19 protein-coding genes and 4 pseudogenes are annotated in these 18,669 nt (G+C 66.0%); 14 read left to right on the top strand and 9 right to left on the bottom strand.

The features are described 5' to 3' along the window. The first annotated feature begins 17 nt into the window (after positions 1-17). From ACYR7D_RS24215 to ACYR7D_RS24185, 7 genes and pseudogenes are all read left to right on the top strand, one after another. Positions 18-1,085 carry an ABC transporter substrate-binding protein gene (locus tag ACYR7D_RS24215; protein ID WP_459546821.1) on the top strand — a complete coding sequence of 356 codons (1,068 nt, stop codon included), beginning with the start codon at positions 18-20 and terminating at the stop codon, positions 1,083-1,085. A 27-nt stretch (positions 1,086-1,112) separates the two neighbouring features. Beyond that, a pseudogene (locus ACYR7D_RS24210) lies at positions 1,113-1,641 on the top strand (MFS transporter); the annotation flags it as partial. A gap of 172 nt (positions 1,642-1,813) precedes the next feature. Next, on the top strand, positions 1,814-2,641 hold the full coding sequence (locus ACYR7D_RS24205) for a mycofactocin-coupled SDR family oxidoreductase (RefSeq protein WP_459546820.1): 828 nt from the start codon (positions 1,814-1,816) through the stop codon (positions 2,639-2,641). Positions 2,642-2,738: 97 nt separating this feature from the next. After that, a complete protein-coding gene (locus ACYR7D_RS24200) occupies positions 2,739-3,686 on the top strand; it encodes an endonuclease/exonuclease/phosphatase family protein (protein WP_459546819.1) in 948 nt (315 codons plus the stop codon). Between the two features lie 49 nt (positions 3,687-3,735). Next, positions 3,736-3,981 carry a hypothetical protein gene (locus tag ACYR7D_RS24195; protein ID WP_459546818.1) on the top strand — a complete coding sequence of 82 codons (246 nt, stop codon included), beginning with the start codon at positions 3,736-3,738 and terminating at the stop codon, positions 3,979-3,981. Positions 3,982-4,703: 722 nt separating this feature from the next. Beyond that, the gene (locus ACYR7D_RS24190) at positions 4,704-5,591 is read left to right on the top strand and encodes a helix-turn-helix domain-containing protein (RefSeq protein ID WP_459546817.1); all 888 of its coding nucleotides are present in this window, start codon (positions 4,704-4,706) and stop codon (positions 5,589-5,591) included. Further along, positions 5,588-5,791, top strand: coding sequence for a DUF397 domain-containing protein (locus tag ACYR7D_RS24185; protein ID WP_459546816.1), 204 nt, complete (start codon positions 5,588-5,590; stop codon positions 5,789-5,791). Before ACYR7D_RS24190 ends, ACYR7D_RS24185 begins: the two co-directional genes overlap by 4 nt. Positions 5,792-5,872: 81 nt before the next feature. Here the strand turns inward: ACYR7D_RS24185 and ACYR7D_RS24180 are convergent, their stop codons facing one another. Continuing rightward, positions 5,873-6,250 (bottom strand): MerR family transcriptional regulator, encoded by a 378-nt coding sequence (locus tag ACYR7D_RS24180; protein ID WP_459546815.1) that lies wholly within the window; start codon positions 6,248-6,250, stop codon positions 5,873-5,875. A 60-nt stretch (positions 6,251-6,310) separates the two neighbouring features. Between ACYR7D_RS24180 and ACYR7D_RS24175 the strand changes: the two genes are divergently transcribed. After that, positions 6,311-7,159 carry an LLM class F420-dependent oxidoreductase gene (locus ACYR7D_RS24175; RefSeq protein WP_459546814.1) on the top strand — a complete coding sequence of 283 codons (849 nt, stop codon included), beginning with the start codon at positions 6,311-6,313 and terminating at the stop codon, positions 7,157-7,159. A 443-nt stretch (positions 7,160-7,602) separates the two neighbouring features. Here ACYR7D_RS24175 and ACYR7D_RS24170 read toward each other — a convergent pair whose 3' ends face one another. After that, on the bottom strand, positions 7,603-7,878 hold the full coding sequence (locus ACYR7D_RS24170; protein WP_459546813.1) for a hypothetical protein: 276 nt from the start codon (positions 7,876-7,878) through the stop codon (positions 7,603-7,605). A gap of 326 nt (positions 7,879-8,204) precedes the next feature. On the opposite strand from ACYR7D_RS24170, the gene ACYR7D_RS24165 reads away from it, so the two are divergent. Further along, positions 8,205-8,840, top strand: coding sequence for an Lsr2 family DNA-binding protein (locus ACYR7D_RS24165; RefSeq protein ID WP_459546812.1), 636 nt, complete (start codon positions 8,205-8,207; stop codon positions 8,838-8,840). Positions 8,841-9,182: 342 nt separating this feature from the next. Next, positions 9,183-9,743: a TetR/AcrR family transcriptional regulator gene (locus tag ACYR7D_RS24160; RefSeq protein WP_459545080.1), complete on the top strand. Its 561-nt coding sequence runs from the start codon at positions 9,183-9,185 to the stop codon at positions 9,741-9,743. Positions 9,744-9,783: 40 nt separating this feature from the next. Here the strand turns inward: ACYR7D_RS24160 and ACYR7D_RS24155 are convergent, their stop codons facing one another. Continuing rightward, a complete protein-coding gene (locus ACYR7D_RS24155; RefSeq protein ID WP_459546811.1) occupies positions 9,784-10,215 on the bottom strand; it encodes an alpha/beta fold hydrolase in 432 nt (143 codons plus the stop codon). A gap of 65 nt (positions 10,216-10,280) precedes the next feature. Here ACYR7D_RS24155 and ACYR7D_RS24150 point away from each other — a divergent pair, with 65 nt between their 5' ends. Then, entirely contained in the window at positions 10,281-10,925 is a 645-nt protein-coding gene (locus ACYR7D_RS24150) for a class I SAM-dependent methyltransferase (RefSeq protein WP_104359737.1), read from the top strand. A gap of 770 nt (positions 10,926-11,695) precedes the next feature. Continuing rightward, positions 11,696-12,289: an RDD family protein gene (locus ACYR7D_RS24145; RefSeq protein ID WP_459546810.1), complete on the top strand. Its 594-nt coding sequence runs from the start codon at positions 11,696-11,698 to the stop codon at positions 12,287-12,289. A gap of 82 nt (positions 12,290-12,371) precedes the next feature. On the opposite strand, the pseudogene ACYR7D_RS24140 reads toward ACYR7D_RS24145, so the two are convergent. The 4 genes and pseudogenes from ACYR7D_RS24140 to ACYR7D_RS24125 all read right to left on the bottom strand — a co-directional run. Continuing rightward, positions 12,372-12,530 (bottom strand): annotated as a pseudogene (locus tag ACYR7D_RS24140) (DUF6011 domain-containing protein); the annotation flags it as partial. Positions 12,531-12,554: 24 nt separating this feature from the next. Then, a pseudogene (locus ACYR7D_RS24135) lies at positions 12,555-12,668 on the bottom strand (ATP dependent DNA ligase); the annotation flags it as partial. Positions 12,669-13,175: 507 nt separating this feature from the next. Then, positions 13,176-13,526 (bottom strand): DUF5994 family protein, encoded by a 351-nt coding sequence (locus tag ACYR7D_RS24130; RefSeq protein WP_459546809.1) that lies wholly within the window; start codon positions 13,524-13,526, stop codon positions 13,176-13,178. A gap of 303 nt (positions 13,527-13,829) precedes the next feature. Further along, on the bottom strand, positions 13,830-14,141 hold the full coding sequence (locus tag ACYR7D_RS24125) for a 2-phosphosulfolactate phosphatase (RefSeq protein ID WP_459546808.1): 312 nt from the start codon (positions 14,139-14,141) through the stop codon (positions 13,830-13,832). Between the two features lie 672 nt (positions 14,142-14,813). Between ACYR7D_RS24125 and ACYR7D_RS24120 the strand changes: the two are divergent. Further along, positions 14,814-15,254, top strand: a pseudogene (locus tag ACYR7D_RS24120) (histidine phosphatase family protein); the annotation flags it as partial. Between the two features lie 284 nt (positions 15,255-15,538). On the opposite strand, the gene ACYR7D_RS24115 reads toward ACYR7D_RS24120, so the two are convergent. Both ACYR7D_RS24115 and ACYR7D_RS24110 read right to left on the bottom strand, forming a co-directional pair. Next, positions 15,539-16,710, bottom strand: a protein-coding gene (locus tag ACYR7D_RS24115; protein ID WP_459546807.1) for an IS3 family transposase whose coding sequence is annotated in 2 segments (ribosomal slippage) — positions 15,539-16,455 and positions 16,455-16,710 — 1,173 coding nt in all. Because the reading frame shifts where the segments join, the coding sequence is not laid out codon by codon here. 168 nt (positions 16,711-16,878) lie between these two features. Beyond that, positions 16,879-17,091 (bottom strand): hypothetical protein, encoded by a 213-nt coding sequence (locus ACYR7D_RS24110; protein WP_459546806.1) that lies wholly within the window; start codon positions 17,089-17,091, stop codon positions 16,879-16,881. A 229-nt stretch (positions 17,092-17,320) separates the two neighbouring features. Between ACYR7D_RS24110 and ACYR7D_RS24105 the strand changes: the two genes are divergently transcribed. Further along, entirely contained in the window at positions 17,321-18,004 is a 684-nt protein-coding gene (locus ACYR7D_RS24105; RefSeq protein ID WP_459546805.1) for a DUF6640 family protein, read from the top strand. Positions 18,005-18,669: the final 665 nt, after the last annotated feature.

Here is an 18,669-nt window from a genome sequence, read left to right as displayed (position 1 = left end):
TAGCTGCCGGGATCGCCATGATCGCCCCCATGCGTTCACGTCCGGCGGCCCTGCTCGTCCTCCTGCTCGCGGTCGTCTCTCTCGTCTCGGCCTGCGGTGGTGCGGCGCCGACCCGGACCACGCCCGACGGCCGGACGATCATCCGGTATCAGGGGTGGGCGAGTCAGGTGACCTACCCCGAACTCGCCGCCGATCTGGGATATTTCGAGAAGATCGCACTCGAATGGGTCGGTAACACCACCAGCGGTCCGCAGGACATCCAATCCGCGGCCACCGGTGCCACCGATATCGGCGGCGCGTTCAACGGCGCGGTGGTGAAACTCGCCGCCGCGGGTGCCCCGGTGACCTCCGTGATCAGCTACTACGGCTCGGACGCGGAGAATTTCACCGGATACTACGTTCCGGAGGACAGTCCGATCCGCGGCGCTCGTGATCTGATCGGCAAGAAGTTCGGGGTGAACACCCTCGGCGCGCACCACGAGTTCGTGGTGCGGGAGTGGCTGGCCCAGCAGGGGCTCTCCAATGCGGAGATCGCTCGGGTGGAGCTGACCGTGGTGCCCCCGGTGAACGCCGAACAGGCGCTGCGGCAGGGCGATATCGACGCTGTCGCGCTCTTCGATATCTGGCGGGACGAGGCGGTGGCCCGCGGCGGGGTCCGGCCGCTGTTCACCGACGGTGATCTTTTCGGCGCCTTCAGCTACGGAACCTATATCGTCCGCGACGATTTCCTGGCCCGGAACAGGGAGGCGGTGGCCGATCTGGTCCAGGGCACCGCGCGAGCGATCCGCTGGGCGCAGATCACGCCACGGGAGCAGGTGATCGCGAAATTCACCGACATCATCGTCCGGCGCGGCCGCAACGAGAGCCCGGACAAGGCCGCCTACTGGAAGAGCACGGGCGTGGCCGGTTCCGGCGGAGCGGTGCGCGAACGGGAGATCGCGCTGTGGATCGACTGGCTGGTCCGCAATGGTGAACTCGAGGCGGGCGCGCTGTCGCCGCAGGATATCTACACCAACGAGTTCAACCCGTACGCCAACGGCACCTATCCGGAGAACGCGGGGCCCGACGGGCAGGTGGCCGGGTAAGCGCGCCGCGACGATCGAACCGAACACATGACCTCCGTCCGGACACCGCTGCGTCCGCTGCTGCCCACGGTTTTCCTCCCCTCCGCCGTTTTCGGTATCGGCCAGGGGGCCGGCTCCCCGGTGATCGCGCTGACCGCGCGCGATCTCGGGGCCTCGGTAGGTACGGCGGGCCTGATCGTGGCATTGGTCGGGCTGGGAGCCGTGCTGGGCGATCTCCCGGCCGGCCGGGAGATGGCCCGTTTCGGGGAGCGCCGCTCGATCATCGCCGGATCCTGATCGGCACCGGGGGTGGGCTGCTGTCACTGGTCGCCTGGATCCCGGTGGTGCTCGCGGTCGGTGCCCTGCTGACCGGGGTGTCGAACGCGGTGTGGGGGCTGGCCCGGCAGAGTTACCTGGCCGAAGCGGTGCCGATGTGGCACCGGCGGCGACACGTGCGGAATTCCTGGCGGCGTGGCGGCTCACTCGTGATTTCGGGATGTTTCCGGGCCCGTTGCGCGCGGGGGCCGCGGCGACCGTGGTGGCGCTCGGTGTGGCGGTGGCCGGGCTGGGGGTGGTCTCGACGGCCGGGGCGGCGGTCATGTTCCGTTATATCCCGCGCTAGCCATTGCCACGGGTGGGTGCTCCGTCATGTTGCCGGTGGTGACAGCGCCTGGTAGAGCTCGGGTTTCGGCAATCGGTGCCATATCTTCGGGTGGGTATCGGAATCAGCGACCGGATACGGAGCAATTATGGGCACACTGGACGGCAAAGTCGCATTCATCACCGGCGCCGGACGGGGGCAGGGACGTAGCCATGCCGTCCGGTTCGCCCGCGAGGGAGCGCATATCATCGCCGTCGATACCACCGCGACGGTCGCCAGCGTTCCGTACCCGCTGGCCGGCGCCGAGGACCTCGCGGAGACGGTCCGCCTGGTGGAGGCCGCGGGTGGGCGTATCGTCGCGCGAGACGCCGACGTCCGGGACTATTCCGCCCTCTCCGCCGCGGTCACCGCCGGAATCGAGGCCTTCGGGCGACTCGATATCGTCCTCGCCAACGCCGGTATCTCCAGCCCCGCGCCGACGCTGGAGATGAGCGAGGACGTCTGGCAGGACATGATCGATATCAACCTCACCGGTGTGTGGAAAACGCTCAAGGCCGCGGTACCCCACATCATCGAGGGCGGCCGGGGAGGTTCCGTCGTGATCACCAGCTCGCTGGCGGCGGTGTACGCCAACGAGAACACCGCGCACTACGCGGCGGCCAAGGCGGGTTTGGTGATGCTGATGAAAGTGCTCGCCAAAGAGCTGGCCCCGCAAGATATCCGGGTCAACACCGTGCATCCCACCACCGTGGCCACCCCCATGATTCTCAACGACGCGACCTATCGCCTTTTCCGTCCCGACCTGGAAGCTCCCGGCCGATCCGATTTCGAGGAGGCGGCCCGCACCCTCAACCGGCTGCCGGTCGTCGCTCTCGAGCCGGAGGACATCACCGCCACGGTGTTGCATCTGGTTTCCGACGAGGCCCGCTACATCACCGGTACCACCCAGTTGATCGACGCCGGCGGCGCACTCTGAGGAGAGCGGCACCGATACCTGCGCCCGAGCCGCTCCGGGAGGTCGTTCCGTAAGGCTTCCATAAGGTTTTCTCGAGCGCGGTCGATAGATTCACGGTATGACGGAGCGAGGAGTGCGCCGGGTATTACTCGGCGTGGGTTGGTGCGCATTGCTCACCGGGATCACCGGTATCGCCCTCTATCTGGGTGGATGGCAGCGCCGCGAGCTCATACTGCTCGCCTCGGGCGCGACGTATCTGATGGCGGGAGCGCTGGCCGCACTGCTGCTGTTCCTGCTCGCGCGCGGTTGGCGCAGCGCGGTGGCCGCGGCCGTCGTGCTGACCGGGGTGCTGTGGACCCAGGTGCCGCTGTTCGTACCGGACAGCCGTGCCGCCGCGGGTGCCGAGCTGACGGTGCTGCAATCCAATTTGTTGTTCGGTGAGGCCGATACCGACGCGGTGGTCGCGGCGGTCCGGGAGGAGCGGGTCGATGTGCTCACCCTGAACGAGCTGACTCCGGGCGCCGTGGCCCGATTGCGGGCCTCGGGTCTCGACGCGCTGCTGCCCTTCCGCTACGCCGAACCCGCCTATGGCGGCGGCGGTACCGGTATCTACAGCCGCTTCCCGCTCACCGAGACGGTGGATTACGACGGTTTCGTCCTGCACAATATCGCCGCTACGCTCACCCACCCTGCGCTCGGCCCCGTCCGGGTCTACGCGTTCCATCCCCTCCCGCCGACCGCCGACCACGCGGTCTGGGCGAAGGAGATGGCCACCGTGGACGGCATCCTGCGGTCCTCCTCCGGCCCCGCACTGGTCGGCGCGGATTTCAACGCGACCGGTGACCATGCCGCCTTCCGCCGATTGGTGAGCGGTGATTTCGCCGCCGCCGCGGCGCAGGCGGGCGCGGGCCCGCTGCTCACCTACCCGGCCGATGAATCGTGGGGCCCGCTGATCGGAATCGATCACATACTGGTCGCCGGGGGTGGCGCGGATCATGCTAGTACCGTGAGCATCCCCGGCACCGATCATCGTGCCGTGCTGGCGCGCCTGCGCCTGTCCACCTGATCCGCCTTCGCCCGCCCCTCGATCCATCGACCACCACTCAGGAGAGAACATGTACGCCCGCACCCGCCTGCGCACCATCACCTGCACCGCGGTCATCGTCCTCGCCGCCGGGCTCGGTACGGCCGCGTGCGGCAACAAAGACCGCTGGTGCGAATTCGACGCCACCGATACGAAGGTGGACAACTCCTATTGCGAGAAGAACACTCCCGGTTACGAATGGGAGCCGGACAGCGACGGTAAGAGCAAAACCAAGAAGCCCGGAAAATCCACCACGACGAAACGGTCCGGCCACTGAGGGCCGGGCGTCCGCACGCCGTGCGGACGCCCGCGTGGTAACACCGTGGATCACCGCCGCCGACTGTGCCGTCGGTATCGCCCGGTGGATGCCCCCGGATGAGAAGTCGTTCCTCTCCGGGGGCTTTCCGGTATTCCGATACGGTGCTCCGCTTCACCTGTGCCACGGACCGAGCCATTTCCCGGCCCGTGATATCGCCGTACCGGAGACCATCGCCCTCCCGGGCGCCGGGTACGGGCCGCGGTGGGTGTGATCGTCACCAGCAGCGGATGTTCCGGTATCTCGTTCAGTGCGCACCGGATCGATGGGGGCCCATCGGCGACGAGCGACTGTTCGATACGGAACGTGGGCGCGGCGGCGAGGGGATCGCGGCGCGATGACGAAGACTTTCGGGTGGCGGCATTTTCATCGACTCCTGTTCCGGATAGGCGATCACGTGCATTCGCCGGTACTGCTGGCATAGTGTTGGTGTGCACCCGGTGCAGGGTCCGGCGGCGGTGTAGACGTAACCGATACGGACCACCGGCTTTCGGCACTCCTGACGTCGAGTCGGTGTTCCCCCACGGGCAATGGGGGGAGGGGCCTGCACCGGGCGCGCTTCGAGTAGAGCGTTGCCGCGTCGGTGATTCCAGCGGCAGCGTGGATTTTTCCCATGTTTCTCCCCGCACTTTCACGGCGGGGCATTCCATATTCCACGCAACCGATTAGCAAAGGGAACGATTATGACCATCGGGTCGACGCTGCCGCGCCGGGCGCTGGGCCGTCAGCTGCGGAAACTGCGGGAACGCAACGCGATCAGCCAATCCGCCGCGGCACGAGTCGCCGAGATCAGCCCGCAGTCCTACGGCCGGCTCGAGGACGGCCGGATCACCAAGGTCACCGATCTGGCTCTCAACGCCCTGGCGAACGCCTATCACGCCACCGACGCCGAACGCCGGCTGCTGCTGGACCTCTCCCAGGAGATCCGGGCCACCTCGGCCTCGGGGGCGGGGTGGTGGCGGGCCTACGCGGACGCGATCGCGCAGGGGTTCGATCACTACCTGGCGCTGGAGGAGGCAGCGAACTGGGTGACCTCCTGGCAGACGACGGTGGTGCCGGGATTGCTCCAGACCCGGGAATATCGACGAGCCCTCACCTGGGCACTGTTGCCGAACGGGGCTCCCGAGGAGGTCGAGCGACAACTCGACCTGGTCGCTGAGCGGCAGAACTCCTTGGGACGGGAGGGGTTTCGATTCGAAGCCCTGCTTTCCGAAGCGGTTATCCGACATCGAGTGGGAAGTGCGGCGGTTATCGCGGATCAGATACAGCATCTTGTGGAGCAGTCCGAGATACCCGGCGTCGAGGTGCGCATCGTGCCCTTCGACGAAACCAACCCGGTGGGGCTGGTCGGAAACAGTTTCGTTCTGTTCAGTTTTCCGCCGCTGCCGGCCTCCAAGCTCCAATCCCCTCCGGTGGCCTACCTGGAGACCTTGACCGGAGGGCTCTATATGGAGCGCGACGTCGAGGTCAATCGCTTTTCCCGTGAAGCGGTTCTGATTCGGCGTGTAGCGTTGTCTCAGGTGGCATCCAGGGATCTGATGCTGCGAGCGATGAAGGAGTTCAGATCATGATCGACCTTTCCGAAGCGCAATGGTTCAAGAGTTCGCACAGCGCTGGGGGCCAGGACTGTGTCGAGGCCGCCCATCTGCGGGCGGGGTCGGTCGCGGTACGGGACAGCAAGAATCCGGCCGGTCCGGCCCTCCTCTTCCACCCCGGTGAATGGGATGCGTTCCTGGCGGTCGCCAAGGGCGGCGGTTTCGATCGCGGTTGATCGCTCCTGACAGGTGCCCGGCCCCGGGTGAGGGAGCCGGGCGTCTCGTCGCGCCACGGTAAAGCTGAACAGCGGTTCAGGTCAAGGGGCGGGATGGGGAGCGGGTGCGGGCGAGCCGGAGTCGAGCAGAATCGAGGCGAGCAGGTGGCGGGAACGGGCCAGATCCGAGGCGAGCGCGTCCATCCGGGCGAGCTCCGACCGCAGAATCGCTACGACCTCGGCGCACGGTTCCACCCGTGGCCGAGCGTCACGGGTGCACGGTAATACCCGGCGGATGATATCGGTGGACAGTCCCGCCGCCAGGAGCGCGCGGATACGGAACACGGTGTCCACGGTGGAATCGTCGAAGCTGCGGTAGCCGTTGCCGCTCCGGTCCGCTGTCAGCAGGCCCTGCCGCTCGTAATAGCGCAGCGCCCTGGTGCTGCTGCCGGTGCGCTGCGCCAACTCGCCGATCCGCATTCCACTCACCCCGACTTCGCTCTTGACCTTGACGCCAGTGTCAATGTTTACCGTAACCGCATGCAGATCGGAATCTTCACCGGTGTCACCGATGAAAGTATCGGCCCCGCCGACCTCGCCCGAGCGGTGGAAGACCGCGGCTTCGAATCGTTGTTCGTTGCCGAACACACGCACATACCGGTCACCGTCACCACGCCGTACCCCGGTGGCGACGAGATACCGCACGATTACTACCGGAATTTCGACCCGTTCATCACCTTGTCGTTCGCGGCGGCGGCGACACAGCGGTTACGGATCGGCACGGCGGTGACATTGGTCGTCCAACGCGATCCCATCACCCTGGCCAAGGAGGTGGCCAGTCTGGATCTGGCCTCCGGGGGCCGGTTCGAGCTGGGCGTCGGCGTCGGCTGGCTCCGTGAGGAGATGCGCAATCACGGTACCGACCCCCGGACCCGTGTCGCGCTACAACGGGAACGGCTGCTTGCGATGACGGCTATCTGGACCCAGCGGCAAGCCGAATTCCATGGCGAATTCGTCGATTTCGACCCGCTGTACTCCTGGCCGAAGCCCCGCCAGCGCCCGCGTCCGCCGATCTGGCTCGGCGGCTGGGGGCCGTCCACCCATGAACGCATCCTCGACCACGCCGACGGGTGGCTGGCCCCGGTGGGTATTCCACTCGACGAGCTGGCGAAGGGGGTCCGTGAACTCCAGGCATTGGCCGATCGTCACGGCCGAGCACCGGTACCGGTGATCGCGACCCTCTTCCGGCCCCGGCGCGGCGATCTGGAAAGACTGGCGGAATTGGGGATTCACCGTACGTTGCTGGGTATTGCTCCGGTGCTGCCCCACGATGCGACGCTGCGCGAGCTGGACCGGTTCGCCGAGGTGAGCCACGGACCGAACCGCTGAACCGGTGGGGCCATGATGGCCCTGGCCCCGGACGACACCCGGTCTGTTGCCGGCGGCACCGTCGCCTACCCCCGGCGTTCGGTATCTGACGCCACCGGTCGCAGCAGGGGTGTCCTGCATTCGGCACGAGGAGGCCGAACACCCTGTTCCGCAAGGCCGCATGCCTGAGCCGAATCTTCCTTGGCCGGGCGAGGTCCGAGATAGGCTGCGGTGGGCTGGTTTTGCCGCAGCTCCGGGTTTGCAGGGCGGCCGGCGCGGGAGACGACGGGGAATTGCTGGCTGCGGCCGAGCGGGTCCTGGTGGCTGTGCATCGGCCTGCACCCACACCCACCACCCGGTGGGCTGCGACATCAACTGAACACCGATCACGACATACCGACTCTGAAGCCGGGTGGTCGCGCTCGCGCGTGCGGCGACCGCCTGTTCGAAGCTGTCGAACTCGATCAGGACGACGCGCTCGGCGATTCCGGCTTCGTGTGCGTCGACCCGGTTGCCGACGCTGGCGAGCACCCGCCGACGCCGGCCCCGATGATCGAGACCACCGAGATCTGTGCGATCACGGCCGCGCTGCGCTCTTCGGGAAGGTGGTCCCGGGCCACGCCCATCATCAGCGCGGTCAGCCCGAGCCCGACGCCCTGGGCCGCTCTGCCGGCCAGCAGCCACGCGAACGGCAGCGGCAGTACGGTGAGCGCGCTGCCGGCGACGACGCATCCGGACATAGGAGGCGCCGGCCTCGGTCAGGCACACCAGCGTGACCCGCTTGTCGGACGTGTCACCCCGCCGCTCGACCAGGCCGGACTCCTCGTTTCAGCGATGTTTCCTGGCGAGTGAATGGTCATAAACAACCCATAAATGCACAGGAGTTTTCCGGGCGATGGCGGCGGCCCCGGTGCCGCGCGAAGGGCCGAGGATTCGGTGGCGGCAGTTAGGTGAAGGCTGTGCGGAGTGCGGTGAGGGCGTCGGCGCCCTGCCGTAAGGTCGCACCGTTATGCACGAACTCGCAGACCTCATGCAGATGTGTCCGCCGCCGTCGGCTTCGGTCTCGGTGGACTGGGAGCCGGTCGAAAGCGACCTCGGTGTCACGTTGCCCGCCGACTACAAACAGCTCGCCACGATGTACGGCCCCGGCAATTTCTGCGAGTACTTGTCGATCTATCACCCGCACGGCCCAACCGAGTGGGTCGATCTCCTCGGCCCGATGCCGGCCAATTTGTGCCGACAACTGCGAGAGGATCGCGAGGGTGGTGCATTTCCGGTGGCGCACGACCCGGATGACCTGTTGGCCTGTGGAGTGACCGACAACGGCGAGTATGTCTTCTGGGTCACCGAACCCGCGGACGATCCCGACTCCTGGCGAATAGCCGTCAACGAAGCTCGCGGCCCGGACTGGTACACCTTCGACGGCGGTTTGGTCGCGTTCCTCGCCGCGGTCTTCAGCGGCCGGATCGACGTGCCCCTGTTCCCCGACGATCTTCTCGATGGCGGGGTCGGCTTCTCTGCTCATTCCGAGCGGAAGCCGATGGGGTCACTTACCGATCCCGAACCGAACGCAGCACGCGCCGCCGCATCCGGTGTCGTTCGCGTGTGGGCTCGAGCCGCTGGCTACGACCTACCAGACCGCGGGCGTATCCCCGCCGCGGTGATCGAGGCGTGGGAGGAGGCGACCATCCGACCCAACTGACCATTCCTGGTAGCCGGCCACAGGGCCACCTTGCGCATCGTTCGTAAAAGGATGCATTGTTGAACAATTCTGCGAACTATAATCGCTGGTCAGCGATGTTCCGGTGCGAATCCGTCCAGGAATGCGCCTTTAATGAACAGACAGACGCAGCCAGGCCCGGCCGGTGCGCCGACGCGGGCGTGGGAGTTGTTCACCGTGGCCGGCGCCTGATGCGGCGATCGGGTCTCGCGCAAAATCTGCTACCCGGATGATCGGACCGCCTGCCCGACCGTTCGCCTGCCGGGGCCGTTCTTGGGGGCCGGTCAAGATAGCATCGGGGCCGGTACTAGGTCAGGACTGGAGATGCCTCGCAACAGACGTCCGCAGGATCGGGAAGAGAAGCGCGCGGAGATCGTGGTGGCTGCCCGGCGGTTGTTCGTCGAGGAGGGATACCACGCGGCGTCGATGACGCGGATCGCCCGCGACGCCGGAGTGGTATCGAACACGCTGTACTGGTACTTCCAGGACAAGGACGCGGTATTGATCGCGGTCCTGGATGCGGTCCTGGCCGACTCGATGGCCGCCTACAGCGAAGTGCTGGGTTCGGGGCTGGCCGATCGGTTGTTGTGGCTGGTCGAGGAATTGGAGCAACTGGGGCGATTGGTCAGCACGGTGCACACGCGCGCCGAGGAGTCCGCGTCCATCCGTGAATGGCACGAGCAGTTCCACGCACTGGCCGAGGGATTGTTCCGGGCAGAGCTGATCGAGCTCGGTGTGCCCGCCGATGAAGTTGATTCGCTGGTCACGATCGGCGTTTTCGTTGTCGAGGGCTTGCTGACGCATCCGGGGGATCAGACTCAGCGGCGCGCGGTGATCGAGACGTTGCTCAACAGCGCTCGCAGTCTTGCCGCAGCCGCCGGCTGAGTGTGCCTGGTCTCCCGTACGTCCACGAGCTCGGGGCGCCCTACTGCGTGGTGGGGGCGGTGCAGTCGAATTGTGTCGCCAGAAAATAGAGTTGGTCACGCACGGCGCGTTCGAAGTGCTCGCCCACGTAGATGTCGAAGTGGTCGCACGGGTAGTTCTGGACGTGCACGTGTGCCAGGCCCTGCGCGTAACGCTTGGTGGTTTTCGCGGGCGCGGCCGCGTCGTTGTCGCAGACACACAGCAGCGTCGGGGTGCGCAAGTGAGCCAGCGCGCGACCGGGCCGATCGAGCGGGAGGCGCAGCACCAGCCGTGCGGCCAGGGCGTTGGCGGCATCGAATTCACCGGCCGGGCCGCGCAGTACACCCCATATGCTGTCGCGACCGACACCGGTCACGGGTTCTTCCCTACTGTCGTTCTCGGTCAGCTCGATGTTCTTCGACACCTGAGCCCGCACCGAGGGCAGCCGTTTCAACAGCGCGCTGGTGCGCCGCGAGAGCCGGGTCCCCGCGGGCAGGAGGATGGAATATCGTGCCGGTCATGACCACGGATGACTGGTTGGCCGACACCCGAACCTCGTATGACACGGTCGCGGTCAGCTATGCCGACCAAGTGCGCGGCGCCCTCGCCGGACACCAGTACCTTCGCGCGGCTCTGGCGTTGTTCGCCGACAGCGTGCGGACCGCTGGCGGCGGACCGGTCGCGGACGTCGGCTGCGGCCCCGGTGAAGTCACCGCCCACCTGCATGAGCTCGGTGTCGACGCCTTCGGTATCGACCTCTCCCCGGCGATGATCGACGTGGCCCGGCGCGACCACCCCGGCCTGCGGTTCGAGGTGGGCTCGATGACGGAACTGAACCTGCCCGTCGCTTCGGTGGCCGGCCTGCTCGCCTGGCAGTCGTTGATCCACATCCCCGACGACGAGGTGCCGACCGTATTCGGGCGCTTCCACCGAGCATTGCGTCCCGGCGGACCGTTGCAACTGCTGTTCCACGTCGGCGACGAATCGCTGTTGAAGACGGAGGGCTACGGCGGTCACCCGATGAAGGTCCATGTCCACCACCGTCAGCCGAACCAGGTGGCATCCTGGCTGCACGATGCCGGATTCGTGGTCGAGGCCCAGATGCTGCTCGACCCGGATGCGAAAGCTCAGCAAGCGATTCTCTTCGCACGCAGTAAGTCCTAACCTCTGCATATGCCGGGCTCGCCATTCGGAACCGCGAGGTCCCCGACGTACACCGCCCGGCGGGAAGCGTGGACCTGGAGTACGCATGTCACCGACCAACGCGACGCCGAACCGCATCGCCCCCACTGACGCGCGGCCCCTTCGGCGCCGCGGTCACCGGCCGACCAGACGCCCCGCCCGCACAGTCGACCCAGGAGCCGGCATGGAATCCCGGCGTCACCCACAGCGAGCCCGAAATACGCCCTGCACGTCTGGACCGGCCGGGCACGGCGGGTGATCAGCCGGCACACCGGACGCCAGTGGGCGGGCATCACCGCCGACAAGCTGTGGATCGGAGTCGAGGGCGCCCCTACTCCTTCGGCTACATCGCCGGACCGCACCACTCACGGGCCTGGGACCACGACTGGACCCAGGACGGACGATCCTGCGCGGACCTGATCCCGGACATGAGGACCACCGAATGGCTCGACCACGAGCACACGAACCGGGCCCTGGGGTAACGCCGGGACCGGTCAGAACAGGGTGTCGCGCACCCGCAGCGGCCGGTGGATCCGGCCCGGGCGACCGATCCACTCAGGCGACGGGCCTTGCGGAGTTGATCAGCGACGGGGGCGGTCAGGCCGTGTTGCAAAATACATTCGGGGACAACGTAGTAGCGATGGAAGTGAAGCGGTAACGGCCGGTGTGGATGGGCCGATCTCTGCGTATATTGAAAAGCTGCGCTGCTGGGAATTTGTTCGTCCCGGGTGCTCGAACACAGGCGAGGTCCGATGTCCTACGAAGCTGCGCCCTTCTTTCGGCGGCTCGCTGCCAGAATTCTGGATCTGGCGTTCTGTCTTGTTCTGACGTTCGTTGTCGCCATACCGGTATCGATTCTCTGGATTCCGATCGGACTGGTGACCGAGGGGGCGGATGAGGACCTCGTGTACGGGCTGGGGGCGGCGATGTGCTACTTCATCGCCTATGTCGGGCTGGAGGTGTTTCTGCTGGTTCGACGGGAAGGGCAGACCCTTGGCAAAGGGCTGCTCGGGTTACGGGTCGTGCCGGCAGTGGAGACGGTCGCGCCCCGTATCGGTGTGCGACCTGCCGTGACTCGGATACTGATCATCTTTCTGCCGTTCGTGTTTTTGTCGCTGTCCGGGGGATTCCCGGAGTCAGGCATCCTCAATATGCTGGCCATACTCGGGATGCTGTCGTTTGCGGTCAGCCTGGTGCTCGCGGCCATTCCGGCGGCTCGGCGTCAGGCGCTACATGATCTGGCCGCGCGGAGTCGGGTGGTGCGGGCCGCCAAGCGCAAGATCGATCTGAAGACAGACCTCGTGATGGTGTTGCCGGGCAAGTTGGATATGACGAAACGTCTCTGAATCTCGTGGTAGGCATGTCACGCGGGCCCAGCCGCGGCGGCGTACTGGGCATGTAGCGCCGGTTTGCCCGGCCGGCCCGGCTTCACGCCGCGATATCGAACAAAACCAGCTCCTGTCGAGCCGCCGAAGCCTGGTCGCGCTCCTCGGCACGTTCCCGCGCCGCGCACGTCGGGCCGATCCCCTCGGCCACAGACCGTGGCGACAGCAACCAGCCATGGCACCGGCGGCAGTGCGCGACCAGCTTCACGGTGGGCCGATCCTCGGCGACCTCGGCGGGGTCCTTGTCGGTGCGCAGGCCCCGCCAGCTGGGATGCCGCAGCCCCTCACCGGTGTACTCGCGGTACTCGATATCGCCGACGAGCACCGGATCCACCCACCGCGGCACCCCGGGGCGCCCGAACCGGCCCGGCGACAGGGGGTTCCGGTAGTAATCGCGGAAAAAACAACGGATATGGGGGTCGGCCTGGTCGGGAGCACCTCCCGCAGATGCATCGCCAGCCCCGAGCGAGTGACGTTGCTCCGTACAGGGCACATGTACAGGCTCGACCTGCGGAAACTTGTTGCCTCCGCGGTTGTCTTGGAAAGGTCTGCGGACACCGTGGGCCGTGGACGCGCATGGGATGCGACCTGTACGAGACGTTTCGATTGAACCTGGAGCATCAGCACCCGTCGTCACTGCTGGTCCAGCCAACTTCGTTGTTTTCCGCGCGATTACTACCGGGACCCCGGTTACCGGCAGACGGCGGCGCGGCGCCCATCGCGGCGTGGTTGGTGATGGGGCGCGATCGTGGTTCGTTTCTCATGACCCTCACCTCGGCATCAGATCGGATCGGGCCGGTTCCCCTGTCGCCGCGAGCATGGACGCCGCCAGGGCGTTGTCGGTGCCCTAGGGGAGGGCTTGCAACACGATCACCGTGCCGTGGGTGCCGCACAGGTACATGGTGCCGAACAGTTCGAACGGGTACGGCTCCAGCCGGATGGTGCCGTCGGTGATCCGATGCCGATCGGTCGATGACCAGGCGCGCGGGTGGTAGACGATGCGCCCTATCTTCCCGGTCAGCGCCCGGAGTGCGGGAATCAGCTCGCGTAGCTCGGTCGCGAGATTGCTCGATCGTGGCCACCAGGCCACATCGATATAGCCGCTCGCCACCGAGTCCGGACGCAGACGCAACCGTGGCGTACGAGTGGAGGTGCTGCCGAATGGGGCCAAAGGCGCATTCGTCTGTCGTGGCGTCATGGGACGCTCCTGCCACGATCCGGGAAAAGGCCGGATCGGATGAACTCGGGGACGGCGCAACCTCTGCTGGTCAGCGCGCGTGTTGCCACCGAATACGGTCAACCCTACACGCAGGTCCAACCCCCGCGGCCTGACAGCGGCAGAGGAGCCGATTGAGAGACGACAGCAAAATGTCAGCCGGGCGCGACAGGAAAGTGTCAGTTGGCTCTACCCCGCGATAGCCTGCGTGGATCAGCCGCCTGATGGGCAGTGCCGCAGGTACTCGGCGATCAACACCGTGCGGCGGGAGTCGGAGAGAAGAGATCAGGTCTGTCTCTGTTCGGCACGGTGGACGAAGCGAGGAGAGGCGGCGCCATCGACGAACATGCCATTGGTGAGCACCAGAACCGTAGTGGTGGTGTCCATTTCTGTGGCAACCGCGACATCGTTGCCGAACCCCATGTCGGCCAGCTGACGGCCTGACGCGCATTCGAATACAAGACCCGGCACGTCGATGATCCCGTCGTACAGCGCCTTGGCCGCCAACGCTTCCGCAGACAGCGGCGCCGCGCCTGCCTCGACCAGAGCGGCAACGACCATCCCAGCGCCGACCCAGTCTTCGATGGCCGGCCGCACAGCGTCCTGGCCGGGCCACTGTTCCCCGGCGGGAATGATCGCAACCGGCCGGTCGGCGGTGCCTCACCCCTGTTGGGTCAGCCACGCGGCAACAGCGCTGGGGTTGCGCAGGCACGCAGCGACCACCGGCACGCCCGAGACAGCCGCCGCGATCGCCGAGCCATTCGGTGACGGCAACACAACCGGCGCGGCGCCGGTGCGCCCCTCAGTGTGGCGGGCGACAGCGACCAGGGTCGATCCGGTGATATCGCGCGGCGCCCAACCGCCAAAGCAGCATCATGTCGTGCCGCGAATTCCTCCGCGCCACCGTCCCGCCACGGGCAGGGAAGCACCCCGGTCCCGGCGTCGACGGCTACCGATACCGCAGTGGTGAACGACAACACATCGACTACCACCAGCACCGCGCTGTGCGGACCCAACGCTCGGGCGCTGGCCTGGCCCCACTCGACCCGGACTCCAGCACCTGTCTGCACAACCCACTCCACGGTATTCACCATATGGCTGAAGAGGCCATGATGAGAGTGGTTGCCGAGTGCTGGAACACTGTGCGCGTGAGGTTCTCGATCGTCCTGGTGCCCACGCCCAGTCCGTCCCACCCACACCAGCCGGGCCCGGTGACTACCAGCGTCCGTTAACCGAGCCGGGTAAGGCCCAGGCGATCGGCTCACCGATCAACTCGCTGACATCAGGCCCAGCGCGATCGTGTCCACCCCCTACCTGCGTGCTGTGCAAACACTCGAATCGGCTGCCCGACTGCTCGGTTTGCCGATCTGTATCGACGAGCGGCTACGGGAGTGGGATTCGGGAATCGCACCGGCTCCCGACTACGAGCGCCACTACGAGGAAAGCTGGGCTCGCCCACAGCGGGCACGCCCCGGCGCCGAGAGCCTGAATGAACTCACCGAGCGCGCGGTCGGCGCCCTGATCGACCTGACTGACTCTGCTGGTCAGCCGGTTCTCGTCGGTAGCCACGGCACATTCATATCTCGGGCGCTACTCGGGCTCGGCTGCTCCGGTATCAACTGGGATTTCCATCGCGCGATGCCGATGCCTGCGGTCTACCGGCTCGACTGCGGTGATAGCGGCATCCACGCTGTCGGGCCTGGTCTTTGACCCTTCCGCCGCGGCGACCTGCGCGAACGGCGGTCGCTCCGTCGACTTGTCCTGAAGGTTGCTGTGAGCCCTAGTTCTCAGGGGGTGGCCCAGAGGGCGAGAAGTCGAGACGGCTTGGTCCTAGCGGGGCTATCCCACCCGAGGGGCTGTACCGAACCGTTGGTGGGCAGGTGACGCTGGAATGTCGGTGAATAGAGGCTTCCTACCGGTGGGTACGTGGTCGAATTCTCCTGAGAGTGGTTGAGGGGCCCGGTGGATTCCGGACAGCGGCCTGAAAGGCTATTTCATGCTGCCGTCTGCTGATTCAGGTAATCGGCGTGCACCTGCAGTGGCGCCTTGTAGCCGAGTCCCGAGTGAAGACGTGTGCGATTGTAGAAGGTTTCGATGTATTCCACAATCGCGCGCCGAGCTTGATCCCGTGTTTCGAATGCCGTGCGATGTAACCATTCGTTCTTCAGGGTACCGAAGAACGATTCGGCCATGCTGTTGTCCCAGCATACTCCGGTACGGCCGACGGATTGCCGCATGTTCATCTGTCGCAGTTTCTTCCCGAAATCATAGCTGGTGTAGTTCGAGCCGCGATCGCTGTGGAATATCGCCCGCGGCCGGATATCGATCCGAGTCGCGGCCATATCGAGCGCGTCGGCGATCAACGGGGTGCGGTAGTGGTCGGCCATCGACCAGCGGGCCACCCTTTTCGTGTAGCAGTCGATCACGGTCGCCGAATACAGCCACCCCTGTTTCGTCCGGATATAGGTGATATCGGAGACGAACTTCTCACCCGGTGCCGTGGCGGTGAAGTCACGTGCCACGAGATCGGGGATCCGGTGGTCGATATCGGCGTCGGTCGTGACCGGCCGCCATGGTTTCGGCTGGCACGGCACCAGATCCGGCTCCCGCATCAGCTTACGGACGGTGTCGTCGTCGACCGGGTGGCCCGAGGCGAGCAGCACCGCGTGGACTCGCCGGTGCCCGTAGGTGCCGTGGGAGTCGTCGAAGATCGCGGTGATCATCAGTTTCAGCTCTTCACGCCGCTTCTCGTTCTCATACGCCGGTCGGGTACACCATTCGTAACAGCCCGGTCTGGACACACCCAGGTTCCTGCACATGAAGGCAACAGAGTAGGCCTTCTCTGCGTCCAGTTCTGCGATGAATGCGTATTTCACTGCTGCCGGCTCGCGAAGAAGGCCGCCGCTTTTTCCAGGAACTCGGCCTTCATCCGGAGTTCGCGGTTCTCCCGCTCCAGCTCACGCAGTCGCGCCCGCTCCGAAATCGCCAGTGGTTCTTCCTCGTCCGGATGCTTCTTCCGGTAGGCTGCCACCCAATTGGTGAGCGTCCCGGAATTGATTCCCAGATCCCGTGCGACCGCCGCGATCGAACGGCCGTCACTTTCCAGGACCATTTTCACGGCCTCGTCCTTGTACTCGGGTGAGTACTTCTTCCGCTGGTGAGCCACGACCAATTTTCCCTCACATTCCCGTAACCGCCGTACCAGGGGGCACTGCCCGGAGGGAGCCGGGCACCTCAGACAGAACTGCGAGTGAGGTTGTGTCGCAGGTGGTTTCATATGCGGCTGTGCGTGTCGGAGCTCGATCGCCAGATCCAGCAGCACCCGTTCGAACCGCTACCCGGCCCGGTGGCGTTCGGAATCCGGTCGCCTGTTGAGCGGGGTGATCGGGGCGGCGAAGATCCAGCCGAACTCGGCCGGGCGGGTGATCGCCCAAGTGCGCATGGCGCGGCAGACCGCCAGTATGCGTTCGCCGACCGGCGCGTGGGCATGAGCGTCGCGGACTTGTTCCATCGCCGCAGCCGGCTCGTCGAAGAAATTCGCAGTCACTGCGCCGACCAGCGCTTCGTGACCCGCGCCTTCCGCCGATCTGTGTCGACATCGTCACCCTTCTGCCGGTTCATTGCACTCGTTGACATCCGAGAGCCTCTATGATTTATTAATGCCTCTAAATAATTTTATAACCTCTAGGAGGGGCGTGGATCGTTGGTGGTGGGTGCTTCTGGCGGCTGCACTGGTCGTGGCGGCGGTGTGGTGGCGGCAGTCCAGATCCGCTCGAATGCGCGACGTCGTTGAGCTGCCGAACCTGCGCACCTACGTCCGCGGGAAAGTCGCGATTCTCGGTGACGCCGCGCCGGGTCGGCGCACCCGTGCACTGGACCTCACCATCGGCGACCGTGCTACGCGACACCGCGCTCCCGTTCCTGCCCAGCGCATTCTGCGGTCGTTCGATCACGCCCGCCTACACCTGGACGCTCTGGCCTACCCCAACCTTCAATCCACCCAAGACGAAAGGTCCGGCTCGATGCCCTTTCCTCGAATCGTGATCGCCGCTGTCGCGGTGATCACGATGGTCAGCGCCGTACTGGCCGACCTGGTCATCCCCGACCTGGCCGCACAGCACGCCTTCAACCCGAACTGGCCACCCCATGCGAAGTTCCACGACGCTCAATACATGGTCATGACAGTGCTCCTCGGCATCATCGGCATGACACTCGCCCTGCGACCGGGCCGGGACCCCCGCGGCCGGACGCTGTACGCCGCAGCAGTTGTCGCCACTCCGTGGCTCGGGATGATCGGCGCGCTGCTGTTCCCCGATACCGCCACCTACGATCCCGAGTTCGCCGATCAGACCCTTTTCATTCTCGGCCTGCACGGACAGGTCTTCCTGGCGCTGATCCTTCTCACAGCCCTGCTCGGTGCGATTGCGGTGTCCTGGCGGCGTGCGGGTTCGGCCTTGTAGTGATCGGGCGGCTGGCATCGGCGCCGGCGTGCCCACGGATCATGCCTCGCGGCCCGGAGCGCGCAACTTCTCACCCGTCGACATAAGCACGCCCCTGGCCGTCCAGCCGTCGCGGAATCCACCGGCCGGCCCGTCATCAACGGGAAGTGTGTCTTCCTGCCTCGGGCGCGGCCCCTTCCGTGATCCAGTTCACGATCCGCGCTGCAAGAGCGATCATAGTCGACCCCACCGAATCCGGTCCGGCAGCGCCAACCACCACGCAGGTCCGGTCCATCACGTCGAGGCCGATGGGCCGATTCGGTCGAACGCTGCTCTTCGCGGTGGCCTCGGCGATCGTGATGGGCACGAGTGTGCAGGCCTCCGGTGCCGCACACGCCCAGTATCGACCGTTGCACCGTCCCCTATTCGGCAGGATAGAGCCATGGACCAGGAGACAGCGCGTCAAGGCGCCGACCTGCCGGCGGCCGACATCGAGTCGGCTTTCGGCTTCGAAGTACACATCGACGAAACGATTCCGGAGCGTCTCCTGCGCCGGCCTTCCCCCGCCGGCGTGGTGGATCGAATTCACCGTCCCGGCTCTGAATGTTCTCCTGGCCCTGGCCATCGTGCCCTTGGTCGCCGCCGCACGGAAATCCCCACCCGGCTGGGCGGTGTTTCACAAGTAG

The sequence above is a fragment of the Nocardia sp. X0981 genome (assembly GCF_977089955.1).
Note: the sequence above shows the minus strand (reverse complement) of the source record. Positions and strands in the feature narration are given on the sequence as shown.